General features: G+C 54.1%; 15 protein-coding genes. 2 read left to right on the top strand and 13 right to left on the bottom strand.

Going from position 1 to position 19,275, the window contains the following annotated elements; all coding sequences use genetic code 11:
• Positions 1–81 precede the first annotated feature (81 nt).
• The 5 genes from ldtD to cmoM form a co-directional block, all read right to left on the bottom strand.
• Positions 82–1,923, bottom strand: a complete 1,842-nt coding sequence (gene ldtD / locus F8R23_RS00135) for a L,D-transpeptidase (RefSeq protein WP_129938446.1) — start codon at positions 1,921–1,923, stop codon at positions 82–84.
• A 223-nt stretch (positions 1,924–2,146) separates the two neighbouring features.
• The gene (mukB, locus tag F8R23_RS00130; RefSeq protein ID WP_129938447.1) at positions 2,147–6,595 is read right to left on the bottom strand and encodes a chromosome partition protein MukB; all 4,449 of its coding nucleotides are present in this window, start codon (positions 6,593–6,595) and stop codon (positions 2,147–2,149) included.
• Positions 6,592–7,320 carry a chromosome partition protein MukE gene (gene mukE / locus F8R23_RS00125; protein ID WP_129935045.1) on the bottom strand — a complete coding sequence of 243 codons (729 nt, stop codon included), beginning with the start codon at positions 7,318–7,320 and terminating at the stop codon, positions 6,592–6,594. Before mukE ends, mukB begins: the two co-directional genes overlap by 4 nt.
• On the bottom strand, positions 7,301–8,623 hold the full coding sequence (gene mukF, locus F8R23_RS00120; RefSeq protein ID WP_129935046.1) for a chromosome partition protein MukF: 1,323 nt from the start codon (positions 8,621–8,623) through the stop codon (positions 7,301–7,303). Before mukF ends, mukE begins: the two co-directional genes overlap by 20 nt.
• Positions 8,620–9,405, bottom strand: coding sequence for a tRNA uridine 5-oxyacetic acid(34) methyltransferase CmoM (cmoM, locus tag F8R23_RS00115; protein ID WP_129938448.1), 786 nt, complete (start codon positions 9,403–9,405; stop codon positions 8,620–8,622). Before cmoM ends, mukF begins: the two co-directional genes overlap by 4 nt.
• A 150-nt stretch (positions 9,406–9,555) precedes the next feature.
• On the opposite strand from cmoM, the gene elyC reads away from it, so the two are divergent.
• Complete coding sequence (gene elyC / locus F8R23_RS00110; protein WP_129935203.1) at positions 9,556–10,329, top strand: envelope biogenesis factor ElyC; 774 nt, start codon at positions 9,556–9,558, stop codon at positions 10,327–10,329.
• A gap of 5 nt (positions 10,330–10,334) precedes the next feature.
• Here elyC and F8R23_RS00105 read toward each other — a convergent pair whose 3' ends face one another.
• The 6 genes from F8R23_RS00105 to cspE form a co-directional block, all read right to left on the bottom strand.
• On the bottom strand, positions 10,335–11,231 hold the full coding sequence (locus F8R23_RS00105; protein ID WP_112350326.1) for a YcbJ family phosphotransferase: 897 nt from the start codon (positions 11,229–11,231) through the stop codon (positions 10,335–10,337).
• 147 nt (positions 11,232–11,378) lie between these two features.
• Entirely contained in the window at positions 11,379–12,128 is a 750-nt protein-coding gene (kdsB, locus tag F8R23_RS00100; RefSeq protein WP_085116078.1) for a 3-deoxy-manno-octulosonate cytidylyltransferase, read from the bottom strand.
• A complete protein-coding gene (locus tag F8R23_RS00095; RefSeq protein ID WP_006320791.1) occupies positions 12,125–12,307 on the bottom strand; it encodes a Trm112 family protein in 183 nt (60 codons plus the stop codon). The genes kdsB and F8R23_RS00095 overlap by 4 nt, the downstream gene beginning before the upstream one ends.
• A gap of 292 nt (positions 12,308–12,599) precedes the next feature.
• Positions 12,600–13,826: a winged helix-turn-helix domain-containing protein gene (locus F8R23_RS00090; RefSeq protein ID WP_151415123.1), complete on the bottom strand. Its 1,227-nt coding sequence runs from the start codon at positions 13,824–13,826 to the stop codon at positions 12,600–12,602.
• 109 nt (positions 13,827–13,935) lie between these two features.
• Positions 13,936–14,157: a cold-shock protein gene (locus tag F8R23_RS00085; RefSeq protein ID WP_006320799.1), complete on the bottom strand. Its 222-nt coding sequence runs from the start codon at positions 14,155–14,157 to the stop codon at positions 13,936–13,938.
• 221 nt (positions 14,158–14,378) lie between these two features.
• The gene (cspE, locus tag F8R23_RS00080) at positions 14,379–14,588 is read right to left on the bottom strand and encodes a transcription antiterminator/RNA stability regulator CspE (protein WP_085116076.1); all 210 of its coding nucleotides are present in this window, start codon (positions 14,586–14,588) and stop codon (positions 14,379–14,381) included.
• 527 nt (positions 14,589–15,115) lie between these two features.
• Between cspE and hglS the strand changes: the two genes are divergently transcribed.
• On the top strand, positions 15,116–16,522 hold the full coding sequence (gene hglS, locus F8R23_RS00075; protein WP_129935048.1) for a 2-oxoadipate dioxygenase/decarboxylase HglS: 1,407 nt from the start codon (positions 15,116–15,118) through the stop codon (positions 16,520–16,522).
• Between the two features lies 1 nt (position 16,523).
• Here the strand turns inward: hglS and lpxK are convergent, their stop codons facing one another.
• Both lpxK and msbA read right to left on the bottom strand, forming a co-directional pair.
• On the bottom strand, positions 16,524–17,504 hold the full coding sequence (gene lpxK / locus F8R23_RS00070; protein ID WP_112350323.1) for a tetraacyldisaccharide 4'-kinase: 981 nt from the start codon (positions 17,502–17,504) through the stop codon (positions 16,524–16,526).
• Entirely contained in the window at positions 17,504–19,252 is a 1,749-nt protein-coding gene (gene msbA / locus F8R23_RS00065) for a lipid A ABC transporter ATP-binding protein/permease MsbA (RefSeq protein WP_129935049.1), read from the bottom strand. Before msbA ends, lpxK begins: the two co-directional genes overlap by 1 nt.
• Positions 19,253–19,275 lie beyond the last annotated feature (23 nt).

Raw genomic sequence — 19,275 nt, 5'->3', positions numbered from 1 at the left:
CGCGGTTTGCAGGCACTCATGCAATGAGTGCCTGCATCATGGCCCGATATTCAGACCGTTATTTATTTATAATTACTGCATTTATTGCATTAATTTTTCGGCCTGAGCCAAAATTTGTGCACCCGATCTCACCGTATCATCATAATTGTAAATATCTGTACGGAATTGTGGCTTTCCATCATCAGAGACCCAGGCAGTTAAATAATACAATTTAACCGGAATATGCTGGCGGATATTAACGAAAGTGGTATTCCCTTGTTTAAGGGTGGACGATACGCGGGTGTTATTCCAACCGGCATCCTGCAATAGCATATTCGCCAAATCCGATGCCTTGTTGACTCGCACGCAGCCGGAGCTTAATGCACGGATGTCCTTCTGGAACAGATTATGGTTGGGCGTGTCGTGCAGATAGATAGCGTCCGAACTCGGCATGTTGAATTTAAAACGGCCCAATGAGTTGGTCGCCCCCGGAGCCTGACGGATCCGATACGGGAAATTACGAGGCGAAATCATACTCCAGTCGATCATTGCCGGATTAATCACTTCGGCATCGTTGCTCCAGCCCGAGAGCACGGTATAGCCATGCTTCTGGAAGTAGCTGCCGTCACGCATCGCCTTCGGCACGATATCTTCGCGCACCAGCGTGGTCGGCACGTTCCACGGAGGATTCACCACCACATTGTTCAGAGCACTACTCATCAACGGCGTCTTACGACTAGGTCGACCGACAATCACCCGCGAGGAAAGCACCTCATTACCGTTCTGATAGTAGGTCAATGAGTAGTTGGGAATGTTAACCATAATGCCGGTATCGACATGGCCGGGCAGAATACGTAAACGCTGAATATTCAGCGCCAACAGCGAGGCACGCATCTGCGGCGTCACGTTGAGCCATTCGCGAGTGCGCACGCCGATCACCCCGTCTGCGCTCAGCCCCTGCCATTGCTGGAAGCGCTTAACCCCCTCCACCAGATCGGGGGTATAACGATTATCGGTGACGGTAACCGGATTTTCCGGCTGCTGCGAAAATGGCGATTGCGGTGAAGGTGCCAGATCTTTCACCGGCGCGGCGGCCGGACTGACCACGACGCTCTGGCTCTCACGACTTTTTTCTTCATCGACCGACAGGCCGCCATCGTCGGGCTCATTGCGCGAGCCGGTCAATACCGCAGGGGGATCCTGTGCTTCCACCGGTGCCGTCGCAGTGGACAGCATGCCGGTACGCGCCAGAATCTCGCGTAAGGCTGGAATATCATCACTCAGTTGATCTGGACGCAGACTAGGACCATTGGCCACCTGCGGCCACGGATGGCCGTCGGCAAGCATGTCCCGCAGAGCCTGATGCATCTTGGCGTACTGCGGGTGCTGCGGTGCCAACGTGTTGACATAAGCCAGAGTCTTGCCCTGACGCACCGCCAACTGCCACTGGTTAATTACCGTATTCGGCGGCAAGCCGAGCTTGTAAGGAATATTGCTGTACAACCAATTATTACCGTTGGCTCCGATGGACGAAACGAACTGTAAATATCCCAGCATCGCATCAGACAGCACCACATCACGCGCCACGTCGGTAATCGCCGGATTAGTCAGCAGTTTCACCCATTGGGTGAACTGTGGCTGTACGCCGGACATCGCCAATTCTGCCAGTTGCTGCTGGAATTGCTGAACCGCGTCGCGATCTTGCCACATCAATTGCATACGGTTCGCCGCGTACAAAGGAGCCAGCGTTGAAAGGTAATTCGGTGTGATACCCTTCGGCAAGGCCGCCAGTATTTCCGAACGGCTTTGCGCCACTGACATGCCGGATGACGCTACCGGAAACGCAGGAACGGTTGCCCATACGGGTAACGACGACGCAAGACCACATGCGATTGCGCAACTTAACGCCAGCCGCCGTACAGTGTTTCCATTTCTAAGCAACATCCATTGCCCCCTGTATGCTCACAAAAAATATAACCAAGACAGCTTATTAGTTTCAGTATACGAACAGAAAAGCCATTTTGCCTTTTGGCACTTATGAATAACTGTATTTCATCAGGCTACTCGGTTTCCCGCGCAGAAAAAAGCACGACTATCATCCACTCGCACAAAAAAATAGCCACCCCAGGGCGGCTATTTTCAGATTATTAGCGGGCTTTTTTCACCTTTAAGGTGTTTCTGCCGCCGTAATCCCCAGTACTGGGGGTTCGTTAGCGAAACCACGCAGGCCCACGACGTGTACGTGCTCATGGTTCTGGAACACCTTACGTACCAGCTTATAAGTCGTGCCTTTTTCCGGGCTGATATTTTCCGGTGCAGCGATGATCAACTGCATTTCCAGACGATCGCACAGCTCGAACAGCGTGGCGATGGATTTGGCATCCAGTCGCGCCGCTTCATCAAGGAACAACAGACGGCATGGGGAGATATCTTTGCCGCGCAGACGGCGCGACTCTTCTTCCCAGCTCTGCACCACCATCACTAAAATCGACATCCCGGTACCGATCGCTTCCCCGGTAGACAGCGCGCCACTCTCGGCACGCAACCAACCGTCAGAGCCGCGGAAGACTTCCACTTCCAGCTCCAGGTAGTTACGGTAATCCAGCAATTCTTCGCCGATGGTTTGTGGCGTGCGTTGCCCCATATCAATCTGCGGGTTCAGGCGCTGATACAGCTTGGCCAGAGCCTCTGAGAAGGTCAGTCGGTTGCTGTTGAACAGATCCTGATGTTGTTCCTGCTGCTCGGAGAGCACGTCCAACAGAGTCGCATGCGCTTCACGTACGTTGACGTTCAATCGCACGCTCTTCACCTGACCGAAGGAAACCGCCTGCAGGCCCTGGTTGAGCATGCGGATACGGTTCTGTTCGCGCTGGATGGTTTTGCGAATGATGTTCGCCACGCTCTTGGAACTGATCGCCAGCTTCTGCTCACGCGCAGTCAGCTCTTCAGTCAGACGGCCCAGTTCGATCTCCATCTGTTCGATGGCCTCAACCGGGTCGTCGGTGCGAATGATATCCTGACGAATACGCTCACGCAGATGCTGATAGACCGCAATATAGAATTGGATCTTGCGTTCCGGACGCTTCGGATCTTCCGACAGGCGCAGTACGTCGCGCAGGTGTTCGTTATCCGATACCGCCAGACGCAACGCACCGAGCGCCTTATCCGACATTGAGCGCAGTTCATCACCGTCCATATAGGCCAGCTCACGGCGATGCAGACGACGCTCAACCCCGTTGTCTTTCACCAGGCGCATCACTGCGCACCAGCCCGCTTTGGCGGTAACCACCTGCTCACGCAACTGATAATAATCACGTTCCAGCTTGCGCAGTTTCTTCTGCAGGCTGTCCATTTCCGCTTCGCAGAAGGTAAGCTGTTTTTCCAACTGGTTACGGCGTGCGCGATTGGTGCTCAGACCCGCATGCAATTCATCACGACGAGTGCGCGCGCGGGCTTCGGCATTGGCATCCGCCTGTACGCCGATGTCTACCAGTTCCTGGCTCAGTTCTTTCAGCATGTCGCGCTTGGCGTCATACGAACTTTTCAGCGATGCCAACACCTGACTGTACTGGGTAAACTGGGTTTGATACTGGCGCAGTTGCTCACGGGCACGGGTACGTTCCGCTTCCGCATGCTCCAGACGCTGGCGCAGCTTGTCGTTCAGATCGTTATTGGCATTTTGCATACCGGCGGAATCGGTATAGCTGAAGTGAGCACGACGTTGCACCACTTCAATCAGGGCAAACGCCTGCTGTTTAGCCTGACGCTGCACGCTCTGCGCCTGAGAGTAGTCCTGTTGCAGCTGCTCATGCTGCTGCGGATCGCTCTGCAGCACCGACAACAGCGGCTCAAGTTTGGTCAGGGAAACGCCGTGCTGCTGAATATGACGCGCGGCATCCTGCGCCTCCTCCAGCTCTTCACGGATTTCTTCCACGCGATCCTGCAGGGTTTCATCGTTTAACAATGAAACCAGCGGCATCAGACGGTTCAGCGCTGAAATACCCTCTTTCGCCTGATCGTACTGCTGGCGTTGCTGCTGGTTCTGCGCTTCATGGTTATTCAGAGCACGTTCGATTTCACCGCGGCGAGTATTGAGGCCCCGGATTTCGGCTTCTGGATCAGCGTCAAACGCCACCGCCAGATGGTTGCCGATAAAGCGGCTGAAGGCCTGATGCGAACGCTGGGTTTTCTGTACGTCGAACGACAGCGTGGCATAACGTTCTGCCAGTTTTTCCCGCTCGGCATGCAGTATTTCCAGGCGGTTCTCACGAGCGGCACGACCAAACAAAGGCACTGCCGGATAACGGGAGTAACGCCACTGGCGCTCAGCGGTTTTGACCAACACCGCCCGGTCTTGTTCTTCGACGGCGAATACGCTGTCATCGAACGACTGCGGATCCCCCTCAATCAGATAGAGATCTTCCGGGCAGTCTTCCAGACCTTCCAACATCTCGCGCACCAACGACAGTTCCGGCACCACAATCGCGTGGCGCGACGGGCCGTACAGGGCGGAGAAGTACGGTGCATCGTCGATGGTTACGTCATCGTAGATTTCGGACAGCAGCACGCCACCAAAACGTTCGGCCAGCGTGACCAGGCGCTGATCTTCAGCCCCCCCAGGCTGGCTGAGACGTTCGATTTGCGCTTCCACGGCACGTTTACCGGCAGCCACTTCGTCACGCTCAACGGTAGTTTCACGTTCGCGCTCCAGCAGTTGCTGCATGTACTCAGTCACCTGCTGGCTGCTTTCAAGCGCTTCACCGCTTTGCTCACCAAGCTGGCTCAGCGAATCCTGCGCTGCCAACCAGATAGGTGCACGGGTGGTCAGTTCGCGGATACGTTGCTGAATTTGCTCCAGTTCCTGGCGCATTTCCATACGACGTTCGCCGGCATCGCTGACGCTTTGTGACAGCGATTCCAGACGCTCTTCCAGCTCTTGTTGCAGGGCATCGAGTTCATCCGGCTGATACTGCTGGCCGTGGCGTTTGCAGAACTCCTGCAGCAGACGCTCGGCGTCCTGCTGGGAGCGCAGACGCTGTTCCAGCTCGCTCAGGCGCATACGCAAAGGCTGCACGCGCTCGGCAAGGTGTTGCTGTGATGGCCAGTCACGCAGCAATTCGCGCGCACACTGCCAGGCTTCGCTGCGGCTGACCTGACCGGCGATTTTACCCACCAGCTGATAAGCCTGTTCAAACTGACCGTGCGCGGCATCGGCCACGCTCAGTTTTTGTTCCAGCATCAGCAAGGCTTCGGTCGCTTCCTGCTCACGCGCCTGGAATGTATCCAGCCAATGCTCGGCATTTTCGGCGGTCAGTTCCGGCAATTGGCACAGCGCGCGCGCGCGTTCCAATGCTTGCAACGCCTGCTGATATTGAATGGCACGGGTTTGCTGCACGTCGAGCGCTTGCTGGTAGTCGGCAAGCTGGCTTTTCAGCTCATCCACTTCCAGTTCGGCCGCTTCGGCGCGTGCTTCGTTTTCGGCCTGCTGTTCACTGGCCTCCGCAACCACTTCATTCTGTTCTTCCAGTCGGTAGGTCAGCTCTTCCAGATCGCCTTCATAGCGCTCGATCTTTTCCTGCTGACGCATTGCCGTCTGAACCAGATTCAGGTGATCGCTGGCAGCCTGATAATCGGTTTCCAGATCGGATTCTGCACCGCTCTGTTCTGCCAGTTCACGCGCCATTTCAACATGGCGGTATTGCTCGGCAGCCAACTGTTTGCGGCTACCCAGCAGATCGTTGCGCAGTGCCAGTGCTCCGTCCAAATGAATGCGTCGCTCATTGGCATGGCGCATGTAGTCCGCCGCCACGTAAGAGGTGGCCTCGGAAATAAGGTGTTTGAACAGGTCACGGTCGGATTGGGTAACGCGGATCGCTTCCAGCGTCATGCGGTTTTCACGCAGCGCTGCTTCCATATCCTGGAATGCCTTGCGCACGCCGCTGTTTTCCGGCAACAGGTAGTCACGCAGTGAGCGGGTGATGGCGCTGGAGATACCGCCGTACAGTGAGGCTTCGATCAGGCGGTAGAACTTGCTGCGATCGGACGATGAACGCAGGCGTTTTGGAATCACGCCCAGATCAAACATTAATGAGTGGTAATCGGTAATGGAGTTAAACTGCTTGAACTGCACCCCTTCCATCTCTTCAACGCGATCTTTCAGTTCTTGCAGCGACAATACACGTGCCTGGCGCTCACCCACCGTTTGGGTCAAAAGCTCCGTCGGCTGCACCGCCGTCGGCAGGCCCTGGATAACGAACGGCTTGATGTCCACCTTGCGGTCACGGCCGGCAACCTGCTGCAGACGGACACCAACGACTACACGCTGGTGCCGCGAATTGAGCACGTCGAGGGTCGAATAACATACCCCGGCGCGCAGTTTACCGTGCAGGCCCTTGTCGCGAGAGCCACTGGTGGCACCGGCTTCAGTGGTGTTACGAAAGTGCAGCAGCGTCAAATCGGGGATCAGCGCAGTGACGAAGGCCGCCATGGTGGTGGATTTCCCTGCCCCGTTACCGCCGGACAGCGTGGTCACCAGCTCATCGAGATCAAAGGTGCGGGCAAAGAAGCCGTTCCAGTTAACCAACGTCAGCGAGCGAAATTTACCGCGTTCAATCATTCCTGTTCATCCTCTGCACTGTCCGGTGTGGTATCAAGCGACGCGTCTTCCGCATCGCTCTCATCATTCAGCAACAGGCTGTTTTCAACCGGCATTGCTTCGCCGTCGCGGATCATACGCAACTGCGCTTCACGCGGATCGTCACCGCTGCGCACATCGGCGCCAAAGCGGAACACCGCCTCGGTAATACGGAACTTGCTGCTGTCGTTGCCCATGAAATAGACCATGCCCAAACGACGCAGACGGTTCAGTGAAGTACGTACTTTTTCATGCAGCTTCTGGCGATCGAGATCCGAGCCGGTAGAACGCTGATTAACGAACTTCAGCAATTTGCTCTCGTCCGCCAGGCTCAGCAGTTCGTCATACAGCTCCTGTTGGCTGAAGATCCCTTCGTGGGCCAGACGCTCTGGACTGAGGTACAGATAGCACAGGATTTTCCCCACCATCATGTCCAGCTCGGACAGCACCGAACGCGGGATCAGCGTGGTAGAGCGTGGGCGCAGGTAGAAGAATCCTTCCGGCGCGCGGATCAGCTCTACGCTGTAGCGGGTGTAGAATTCTTCCAGTTCATCCTGGAAATCCATTAAGAAGGCGTGGTTGTCCAGTTCATCGATACCGATGTGACGACCCGCACGCAGTTGGCTGTCCAGCGCCGGGAACAGCGCGTTAGACAATGCCTTGGCCAGCTTGACTGGCATTATTTGTTCAATATTTGTCGATGACATGGGCCTGGACCTTGGCTCCGTAATCATTGATTGCCTGCCACTGTGCCGGCAACCCTGAAAAATCTGCTTCAGCCACACCAAGGCGCACTGCCTGGTCGACCACTAAACGTGCCACATCGAAATGACGAGCACGCGGATATTGCGCCAGATAATCGCGCATTACCGCCCCTAAATTGAGCGGCATCTGTTGTTCCTGATAAATCTTCAGTGCCTGTTCGATCATTGCCGCCAGTTGCTCACGGATTTCGCTGAACTCTTCGAACTCCAGATCCGGCGGCAGTTCCCCGGTCACTTCCTCGCTGCGCAGCGCCAGTTCTTCGTCGCGCATATCCAGCAGACGGTCGGCGTTGGCATGGGTCAGTGTCCATGGGTTGTCGAAATAGTTTTGCACCGACTGACGCAAACGCTGGGCGAACACCCGGTTCTTGTCCATGTCGATCGCGGTACGGATAAATTTATGCACGTGGCGGTCGTAGCCAATCCACAGGTCAATCGCCTGCTGGCCCCAACTGATAATGCGGTCGAGCTTGCTTTGCAGATCAAACACCAGCTTGTCGACGAAGCCCAGTTCTGCCCCACCCAGCGTGGCATCCTGAATACGCAGCAGGTTGGCCTGCAGTTTATCGCCCGCCGCCTCCAGCGTATCCTGCAATTCACGCAGGGTGCCCGAAGTTTCGGACAGCAACATCTCACAGCTGGAGATCGCCGCACGCCAGTCTTTGTTCAGCAATGCTGCGATGTCGTCCTTCACGCCTTGCTGTTGTTCATCCATAATCCGCTGGGTCAAATCGATACTGTCGAAGATTTCCGCTACCGAATATTTCAGCGGTGCAAACACGTTACGGTGCCAGTGGAAATCATCACCGCCTTCATCGGCAGCGTCGGCAGCACGCTTGAGCTCCTGCGCCACAATCGACAACTGCATCGACAGACGCAGCGTGGAGAATTCGCGCTGACGGATATAGTAATCGGTGATACCGATGCCCAGCGGCGTCAGACGGTAAATCGCGTTACCGTCCGCCAGTTCGCTGATAAAACGGTTTAACAGGCGCTGGCGCACCATGTCATTAATCGCATTGTTGGCGCGGACGGCCACCGTTTCATGCGTCTGTTCGAAACCCTTGCTGACATGGCGAAATGCATCAACCAGCTCACCTTCGCTCATCTCGCCGTCCAGCCGCTCGCCGTTTAACGTGGCGATAGCGAGCAAAAACGCGAGACGCTCCGTAGGGAGCGAAATAGAGAAATCATTTTTCCGTGCCCAGGCGACCAGTTCGGGTACTGTCTGGGAAAATTCACTCATAGTTCGTCCTTCAGGTTTGGTTTATGCGCCATGACGTGAATATAGCGCCCCAAACTCACGTACGGCTCCTGCCGGCAATAGTGCTGTTCAAGCGCCAGTAACTCTTCAAATTTTTGTGTCTGTAGCTGCCTGCTCTGCAGATAATCGTGGAACACCCGCACGCCGGTTTTTCCGCTGATGCGCATGCCCAGTTGCTCCAACCAGTCATACACCTGCGGCGGGCTGTGCGGATACTGCGGCGACAACGAACGCTTTCTGCGTCTTCTGACCTCTGGGTTCACCAGTTGGAAATTACCCAACACCACGTTACGCATCAAGAGGCCATTGGCGTTAAAGAACATCAATGACAGCGCACCGCCCGGCAGCAAACAGTTAGATAACGCCTGCAGCGCGGCCTCAGGTTCGGCGATCCATTCAAGCACTGCATGGAACAATATCAGATCAACCGGCTGTTCCAAGTGTTGACCAATGTCCTGTGCTGAACTTTGTATGAATTGCATGTTCTGGCTCACACCTTTCTGCTCTGCCAGCAACGCGGCGCGTTGGATCATCTCACCAGAAAGATCGCACAACAACACCTGATGTCCTAATTCTGCCAATTGGCAGGCCATATGGCCTTCGCCGCCGCCGGCATCCAGAATGCGCAGCGGCCGCTGCGGCAACTGGGCCAACAGCGTGGTCAGATCCTGCCAAACCACAGCCTGGCGGATTTTCCCTTTGGTGGTGCCGTAAATATTACGCGCAAACTTTTCAGCAATATCGTCAAAATTGCGATCCTGCATGGACAACGGCTCCGCTGATCTTATCCGGCTGGGGCAAAGTGCCAGCCCATTCAAACCTGCTATTTTGGCACAGACTGGCTTAGAATAAATCTTCTTGCGGCCTGATTGTGCCCGGATGTCGTTTTTTCGCCCAAAAGGACCTGATTTTTGATGCTGTTTAACCTGAAAAAGTTCATTGGCGCTATTTTAATGCCGTTACCTGCGATGTTGCTACTGATGGGACTGGCGCTGTTACTGCTGTGGTTCACCCGTTGGCAAAAAAGCGGCAAGGCCATTTTCACGCTGAGCTGGCTGTTTTTACTGCTTTTCAGCCTGCAACCAGTGGCCGACAGGTTGCTGCGCCCCATCGAATCTGAGTATGTCACCTATCGTGGCAATGACCCGGTGAATTATATCGTGGTGCTGGGCGGCGGCTATACCTTTAATCCGGATTGGGCGCCAAGTTCCAACTTGATCGGCAATAGCCTGCCGCGAGTCACGGAAGGTGTGCGCTTATATCTCGCTCACCCTGGGGCGAAAATGGTGTTTACCGGCGCCGGGAGTCCCAAAACCCTGAGTAACGCGGCAACCGCGGCGCAGGTGGCGGAAAGCCTGGGAGTCCCCCGCAGTGATATCGTGCTGTTGGATCGCCCGTTGGATACCGAGCAGGAGGCATTGCAGGTGTCGAAGCTGGTCGGCCAGCAGCCGTTTATTCTGGTGACTTCAGCCAACCATTTACCGCGCGCCATGCGCTTCTTTGAAGCCAAGGGGCTGCACCCGATCCCGGCGCCGGCCAATCAGTTGGCCATCAGTTCGCGGTTGAATATCTGGGATCGCGTGGTACCGTCTGCCATGTTCCTTGGCCACAGCGAACGCGCCTGGTATGAAACGCTGGGCAGCCTGTGGCAATGGCTGAAAGGGGCCGATGAGGTTTCTGTCGACTAACCGGGTTAACCGGCAAGCCAGGGCAGCAGTTGTTTGGACGCATAGTCAAACGGCTGCCGCTCCAGTTTGCCGGTATGAATCAACCGCCCTACCGCCTCCCAGATCACATACAACCAACGCCGCATCAGGAAAGATTCCGCTACCGGTGCCCGTTGCAAATAATAGAACAGCAACTGGCTCGGCATTCCCGCCTCACACAGCCTGAAAAGCTCATATTCACGCGGTGCCCACAACATCATTCCCGGGTTGAGCATCGCCAGCAGTTGATCGCTTTTCGGATCTTTCAGCATGCTGCGCAATGACAAATTGCCGTGAACCAGCACGCAGGGATCGTCGAAACCGACAAAAAAATGGGTCAGGGCTTCACGCGTGCGGTACAACAAACGGCGATCCGCCATCGTCAGCTGCGGCGAGTTGAGATTACTCAGCGTTGACCACAGCACTTCGACCCGCTGTTGATACCAACAGAACCAGTCGTTCTCCTGAGTACTGTCTACCGTGCCAACACAGCCGTGGCTGTCAATGCGGTGCCAGGCCAATACGCCATCGACAATCTGCTCCATCAGGGTATTCCAGCGGTTCGGCGTACGCGTCGGCGCTTCCACCGACACACCCCGTAAACGTTCGATCAACAAGATCTCTTTATAGGGAGCCTGGTGGGTATAGACCACGCCATATACCGTCGGCAGGCGAATATCCCCTTCACGCGACAGCATCGACAGTTTGTAAGCCTCCTGCTGGGCAATGCCCTGACAGACAAAACTTTTTGCCATTAGTGGAATAGCATAGCCCTGTTGGTCATACAGTGAATACATGTGCGCATAAGGTTGTTCGCTGACGCGTTCCAGCCGGCTGATGGACTCACCCAGCACAATACTCAGTTCGGCACGTAACTGCTCCATAAGAAAATGGCCTCAAGAGGAAAGGAAGAGACGCTGACATCATCGAACGGGGAGCAGAAAAATTCTTCAACGCAGATCAACAAAATGGGGATATAAGAAGGGAAATCATATCGCCGGCGCGTTGCGTAACACGCCGGCGTTCAATGCTCAGCCTTGGATACTGTCGCGCACGCGCTGCAAGTCTTCCGGCGTGTCAACACCCACCGTCGGCATCGCCTTGGCCACTGCCACGTGGATTTTTTCGCCATACCACAGCACCCGCAACTGTTCCAGCAGCTCAATTTGCTCCAGTTGGCTTGGTGCCCAGGTGACGTAACGACGCACAAAACCGGCGCGATAGGCGTAAATGCCGATGTGACGCAACAGGCTGTCGCCGATGTTTTCTTTGGATTGGGCAAAACGTTCACGATCCCATGGGATTGTGGCGCGCGAGAAATAGAGCGCATAACCCTGCGCATCCATCACGACCTTGACCGCATTGGGGTTAAAGGCTTCTTCTGCGCTTTCGATCGGCACCGCAAGGGTTGCCATACCGGCTTGACTTCCCGCCAGATTTTCAGCCACCTGGCGCACAATCACCGGTGGGATCAATGGCTCGTCACCCTGGACATTCACTATGATTTCGTCATCAGCGAAACCATAGTGTTCGATCACCTCTGCCAAACGCTCGGTGCCGGAATTGTGATCGGCCCGGGTCATGCAGACTTCACCGCCTGCCGCTTTGACCGCTTCGGCCACCGCCGGATGATCGGTCGCGACGATAACGCGGCTGGCCCCCGACTCGCGCGCACGCTCCATTACGTGCACCACCATTGGCTTACCGTGGATATCGGCCAGGGGTTTACCCGGTAAACGGGTTGATGCATAACGGGCTGGAATAATAGCGATAAAACTCATGCGTGTTTCTCATCCAATGACAGCGCTCGCGCTTCATTTTCCAACAGGACGGGAATGCCATCACGCAGCGGATAGGCCAGACCATCCACTTTGCAGACCAATTCCTGGTTTTCTTTATTAAAATAAAGCTTACCGTTGCAGACCGGACAGGCAACGATTTCGAGTAAACGGTGATCCATGCTTCCTCCAGGGTGGAGATTTAACGTAAGGAAAGTGCGTGAGGATAGCATAACGCGATGCGCCAGGTTAATCACCGGCTGTTTTGTCGCGGCATTTTAATCTTTCGAGGGGATTGAATTGCCCCCGGCTCAGGCGTAGAGTTTTGCGATGCAAGTCACAAAAAAGACAATTAACATGATCAAACGTCTTCACAAAATCATCGCCCTGTTTGCCAACTTCAGCAACTAAGGTATCCCCATTGTAACGAGCGGCGCTGAACATTCGTTTTACCCAAGCCGACAACGCCGTTCGTTATTCCACTTCCCAGCCAGCGCCCCACTCTATAGCCAGTGCCGCCGGAATATCACCCAAAGTAACCTGTTTGGCACCATGCCATTTTGCACTGCGGGTTATTGCTTGCCGAATATCCTGCATCCGTTGTTTACCGAAGCGAACCTTCGCCTGTGGGTGAAAGCTGATAATTTCGAAAATGCCCTGTCGGCGATGCATTTTTGCATCAATACGGCCAATCAGTTCGCCGCGCTGCAACACCGGCAATGTAAAGTAGCCATACTGCCGTTTCTCTTTCGGCGTGTAACATTCCAGCCGGTAATCAAAATTGAACAGCTCCAGCGCACGACGGCGATCCCAAACCACTGGATCGAACGGAGAAAGCAACGTGGTCACGGTGGATTTTAACGCCCCTTGCTCTGCCAGCCGTAGCTCTGCCGACAACGAATGATGCACGTAAAACTCCCCGTCCAAACCGTCAATCAGCACGGGTAGCACTTCGCCCTGCTGTTGTAACGACGTCAATAGCGCTTTTGGCGCTACCCGCTTCAGACGGTAGTAATCCGCCAACCATTCGGCTCTGAAGATACCCAGGAAACGACAGCTGCGGCTAAGCATTTCCTGTCGTGCATCTTCGACAGGTAACCCATGCCGGCTATCATCCCAGTGAGGTAACAATCTTTCTGTCAGGTCGTAAACGCGATGGAAATTGCGCCGTTCGGCTACCATCAGTTTGCCGGCGGTGAACAATATTTCGAGATGGCGCTTTTCCGGTTTCCAATCCCACCAGCCGCTGTTGCCCTTCTTCTCGGCGCTGAAATCCGCCGAACGTACCGGTCCACCCGTTTCAATGTGTTGCAGCAGGGCGTCTATTGCCACCTGATGTTCCTGCATCCACGCTTCGGAATACTTCCAGCCCATACCTTGCGGCTGCAGCATTCGGTGACGCAACAGGCCAAAATCTTCGATGGGTAAAAAGCAGGCCTCGTGCGCCCAGTACTCGAACAGCCGGCGGCTCGCCAGTGCCTGCTCCAGCCATTCAGGCTGGTAGTCACCCAGGCGGCTGAACAGCACCAGATAGGGACTGCGTGCGACCACACTGATAGTATCGATTTGCAGTAAGCCCATACGCCCAATAGCGGCAACTACGTCATCGGGTTTGGCTTTGCGTTTCATCGGGGATAGCAGCCCCTGTGCGGCGAGGTGAAGCGCACGGGCGGCAGTAAGAGAAATAACTGGGGTGTTCATCCTGACATCCGAAGTGATTGAGCAATCGCTTGATAGTAGTGGATATCGGGAGATTTATCTTCGCCAGTGCTTGGGGTGGCTGCACCGGCACTGGCGAGGAAGGGGTGGGTCAGAACGCGATAACGTCTGCCGCTGACAGCCCGTGGGAGCTGCGATAGATCGAGAACTCAACGTTCTGACCTTCGTTTAACGATTTATTTTTAGTATTGGCGATAGAACGACGACTTACATAGATTTCGTCGCTACCATCTACCGGTGAAATAAAACCATAGCCTGCAGCCTGATCAAACCATTTCACACGGCCCATTTGTAACACAGTATTTTTAAACATAACTTATATCCTTTTACTTGAGCATCCTTAACAACGTCATTTTTATTATTGTTGGACGCTACCAGCCCATCCTAAAGTTTTTCGTAAGAAACCTCTCGTGAGCAAAAAATAAAAAACCCGCACTCTGGCGGGCTTGTTGAAATTAATATCTTCCGCAATGAATCAGCGTAAATGCGTCATCATGGTTGTATTAATATCTCTTTACGTTATTCCCTGTTTATTTACAGAGCAACAACGTTAGCTGCAGCCGGCCCGCGCTGGCTGTCTTCTACGGTGTACTCAACACGCTGGCCTTCAGCCAAAGTTTTGAAACCGTCGGTCGCGATTGCGGAGAAGTGTACGAATACATCTTTACCACCGTCGTTCTGTTCAATAAAACCAAAACCTTTGCTTTCATTGAACCACTTCACTTGACCCGTCTTCTTAGACATTACTCATTTACCTTTTAAATATATATACAAAACCTGCCATAAGGCAATTTTGGCCGCTCTTAGAAACATTACTTATGGGAGATACTTAGAAGGTTCGTCTTTGAAGCGGAATCAGATGATAACGTTTTTGGAGGAACTGCTTAACTCTAAACTCGAACATAAATAGGTCTGTATCACAGGCCGACTTGCATTTACTCATAAATCTATCTTTTGCACAAGAGGTTTATTGCCTTATTTTTATCATAAGGGCACATTTGTTTTTATATCTATGATTGCTAATGGATTTATTTATCTTTTTTTACGAGAATCGCTTGGCGTCATTGCCTTCCGGACGGCCGTACTTTCCGTTATTTCCTGTTCAAATGAGAGCTAACGCATAAAAATCTAATATGCTTGCCCAAGCTATAACAAAACCTAATCGACATAGCTAAACTTGAGGTGAAAACAAGGCTAATGGCCTTCCAGCCAGCACTTTTGCCGCCAAGAATGATATTTTTCAGATTATACTGAATAAAGGAGCTATGCGCATGACCGCCCAGCAGTTCGTCTCACCGAATGAAATCCGCGCCAGATTCTCCCACGCCATGTCAGAAATGTACCAAAACGAGGTACCTCTGTATGGCGATTTGCTGGAATTGGTGGCGGAAACCAACCGACAGGTCCTGCGCGAAGATGCCGCACTGGCTCATCAATTACAAATTACCGGCGAAATCGAACGTCTGGCCATGGAACGCCATGGGGCGATTCGGGTGGGTACCTCAGAAGAATTGGCCACCCTGCGGCGGCTGTTTAATGTGATGGGCATGTCTCCGGTCGGCTACTACGACCTGGCCGTCGCAGGTGTCCCGGTACACTCCACCGCGTTTCGGGCAGTACACGAGGATGCGCTGCAAATCAGTCCATTTCGGGTGTTCACCTCATTATTACGGCTTGAGCTGATTGAAAACCCAGAGTTACGCGAACTGGCACAACGCCTGTTGGCTCGTCGCCGTATCTTTACCGAACGGGCACTAGAGCTGATCGTATTGCAGGAAGCTCAGGGCGGGCTGGATGACAGCCAGGCAAATGAATTTGTCGAACAGGCGCTGGAAACCTTCCGTTGGCACAGCCGGGCGACGGTCAGCGCAGCCGAATATCAACAGTTGCATGACCAGCACCGTTTGATCGCCGATGTCGTGGCCTTTAAAGGCCCGCACATTAACCATTTAACACCACGCACTCTCGATATCGATTTGGTCCAGCAAGCCATGCCCGGCCGGGGTATCACCCCCAAAGCGGTGATTGAAGGCCCGCCGCCACGTCGCCGCCCTATCCTGCTGCGCCAAACCAGTTTTAAAGCGCTGGAAGAGAACGTTGATTTTGTTGAACATGATGGTAGCGCCGTAGCCGGGCATCACACTGCACGCTTCGGTGAAATTGAACAGCGCGGAGTGGCACTGACAACCAAAGGCCGTACACTGTACGATCGCTTGCTGCAGGCGACCAATGATGCTTTGCAGGCCCCGCCGAGCGAAAAAAATGCTGAGCGCTACAACCAATTACTGGCGGAAAATTTCCAGGCGTTTCCAGATGACTATGCCACCCTGCGTGAGCAACAGTTAGCCTGGTTCCGCTACTTCCCGACCGAATGTGGGCTGGCGGCCAAGGAAACGCTGGATCACCACAGCACGTTGGAACAGCTGATCGCTCAGGAATATATCCGTTTCCAGCCGCTGGTCTATGAAGATTTTCTGCCGGTCAGTGCCGCAGGCATTTTTCAATCGAATTTGGGCGACAGTGGCCACACGCAGTACAACTCAACCTCAAGCAGGGCAGCATTTGAGCGGGCATTGGGGACGGAAGTGGTTGATGAATTAGCGTTATATCAGCAAACGCAACAGCGTTCGATAGACGCCTGCGCGCAAGCACTGGGGCTTCACGCGCTGGCAATCTGAATTATTTTTTTAGCAGAGTTTCAATGCTGTGCAGCAGTTGCTCAGCCTGTTCGGGGGGAAGTACCGCATCAACCGGTAAATACCACCAGTTGGGCTGGGCAAAAGCACGACATTTGACCGCATCTTTCTCAGTCATCAACAGCGTTTGCCCTGAAGACACCAGCGCCGCCAATGGATCATGCTGATATTCCTGATGATCGGCAAATGCCACTTCCTTTTCAACCTCCACACCCAGCTTTTCCAAGGTGGCGAAGAAACGTGGGGGATGACCGATACCGGCCATTGCCACTACACGCGGCAGTTCGACTGCCGGGCGGCGCTCACCGCTGGCAACATTAACCGCGTCACGTGCCTGCAACCGCATAGCAATCTCACCCGGCTGGGCCACACCACCGTTGGCAATCAGGGCATCAACGCTGTTTAGCCGCGAAGCACGTTCGCGCATCGGGCCTGCCGGCAACCACCATCCATTGCCAAAGCGGCGTACTCCGTCGATCACCACCAGTTCAAAATCACGCTGCAAAGCGTAATGCTGCAGACCGTCATCGGTAATCACCACATCAAGTGACTGCTGCTTAAGCAACGCCTGAACAGCTTCACAACGCTTGGGTGAGATTGCCACTGGTGCAGCGGTACGCTGAAAAATCAGCACCGGCTCATCGCCCGCCTGCTGGGTGGTCGTGCTCGCGTTAAGTAACAGCGGATATGCCTCGGCTTTACCACCATAACCGCGAGAAACCACACCCACCCGGTATCCACGCTGCTGCAACTGTTCTACCAGCCAGATCACCATCGGAGTTTTGCCGTTGCCACCGGCAGTGAGATTCCCCACCACCACCACCGGCACCGGTGCACGCCAGCTTTTACGCAGACCGCAACGGTAGCTGAGCCGAATCAGACCACTGACCAGGCCATACAACCAGGACAGCGGTAACAGCAGCAAATAAACCAGCGAACTGCCTGACCAGATGCGCTCAATCATTATTGACCAAACTGCATACGATGAAGCTGGGCATAAGCCCCCTGCTTTTCGAGCAAGACCGCATGCTCGCCACGCTCAACGATACGGCCATCCTCAACCACCAGGATTTCATCAGCCTTCTCAATGGTCGACAGACGGTGCGCAATCACCAGTGAAGTACGGTTCTTCTGTAATTCATCCAACGCTGCCTGAATAGCACGTTCCGATTCTGTGTCCAGTGCCGAAGTAGCTTCATCGAGGATCAGTATCGGGCAGTCACGCAGCAAGGCACGGGCGATAGCGATACGTTGGCGTTGACCGCCGGACAGCATTACGCCGTTCTCACCGATCACCGTGTCCAGACCGTTCTCCATTTTTTCAATGAAGTCCATGGCATAAGCCATGCGCGCAGCCTTTTCTATCTCTTCGCGGCTATAACGTTCTTCACGCGCGTAAGCGATGTTGTTGGCAATAGTGTCATTGAACAAATGCACGTTTTGCGAAACCAGCGCTACCTGATCACGCAGCGATGCCAGTGTGTACTCGCGCAAATCATGACCATCCATCAGGATCTCGCCTTCCTGGACGTCATAAAAACGGGTCAGAAGATTGGCTATCGTCGATTTGCCCGAACCGGAACGCCCTACCAACGCTACGGTTTTACCTTCTGAAATGCTCAGATTGATATCGCGCAACGCAGGAGTTTCTTTGCCTGGATAGTAGAAAGTGACATTACGGAATTCGATATCGCCCTTCGCACGTGCAACTTCACGGGTGCCTGTATCTTTTTCCTGTTCCATATCCAAAATAGAGAATAAGGTCTGGCACGCCGCCATCCCACGCTGGAACTGAGCGTTGACGTTGGTCAGTGACTTCAGCGGGCGCATCAGGGCGATCATCGAAGAGAACACCACGGTGATAGTACCGGCAGTCAGGGTAGCCATTACGCTAGGGAAGCTGGCGGCATACAGCACGAAGGCCAGCGCCAGTGACGCGATAAGCTGAATAATGGGGTCAGAGATAGAGGAAGCGGAAACCAGTTTCATGCCCTGTTGGCGCATGCGGTTGCTGACCGAATTGAAGCGATCGGTTTCAACCTGCTGACCGCCAAAAATCAGGACTTCCTTATGGCCTTTAAGCATCTGCTCTGCGCTGGTCGTTACCTGCCCCATAGTGTTCTGCATGTTTTTGCTGATATTACGGAAGCGTTTGGAAACGATGCGGATAGCAATAGAGACAATAGGGGCCAGTACGATCAGGATCACCGACAGCTGCCAGCTGTAGTAGAACATCATGGTGAACAGCGCGATTATCGACGCCCCTTCACGCACCACGGTCACCAGCGCACTGGAAGACGATGAAGCGACCTGTTCGGAATCATAGGTGATCCGCGACAGCAAGGTTCCGGTAGACTGCTGATCGAAGAACGATACCGGCATTCTCATCATATGGCCAAACAGCCGGCGGCGCATATGCATCACCACCATACCGGATACCCAGGAGATACAGTAACTGGAAACGAAGCCAGTCGCCCCGCGCACCACCATCAGGCCAATTACCGCCAATGGCATCCACAGCAGAATGCTGCTTTCCGTTTTCCCAAAACCGTCATCCAATAAAGGTTTAAGCAAAGACAACATAAAGGCGTCGCTGGCCGCGTTAAGTACCAACGCAATGGCGGCCACGATCAGTCCGGTCTTAAAAGGTGTGATCATCGGCCAGAGGCGACGGAAAGTCTGCCAGGTGGAGAGATCTTTATCATTCATCATGCAAATACCAGCATCGGAAGAAA

Source organism: Serratia proteamaculans (assembly GCF_008830365.1).
Lineage (GTDB): Bacteria > Pseudomonadota > Gammaproteobacteria > Enterobacterales > Enterobacteriaceae > Serratia > Serratia proteamaculans.
This window is presented reverse-complemented; position numbering and strand designations above follow the sequence as displayed.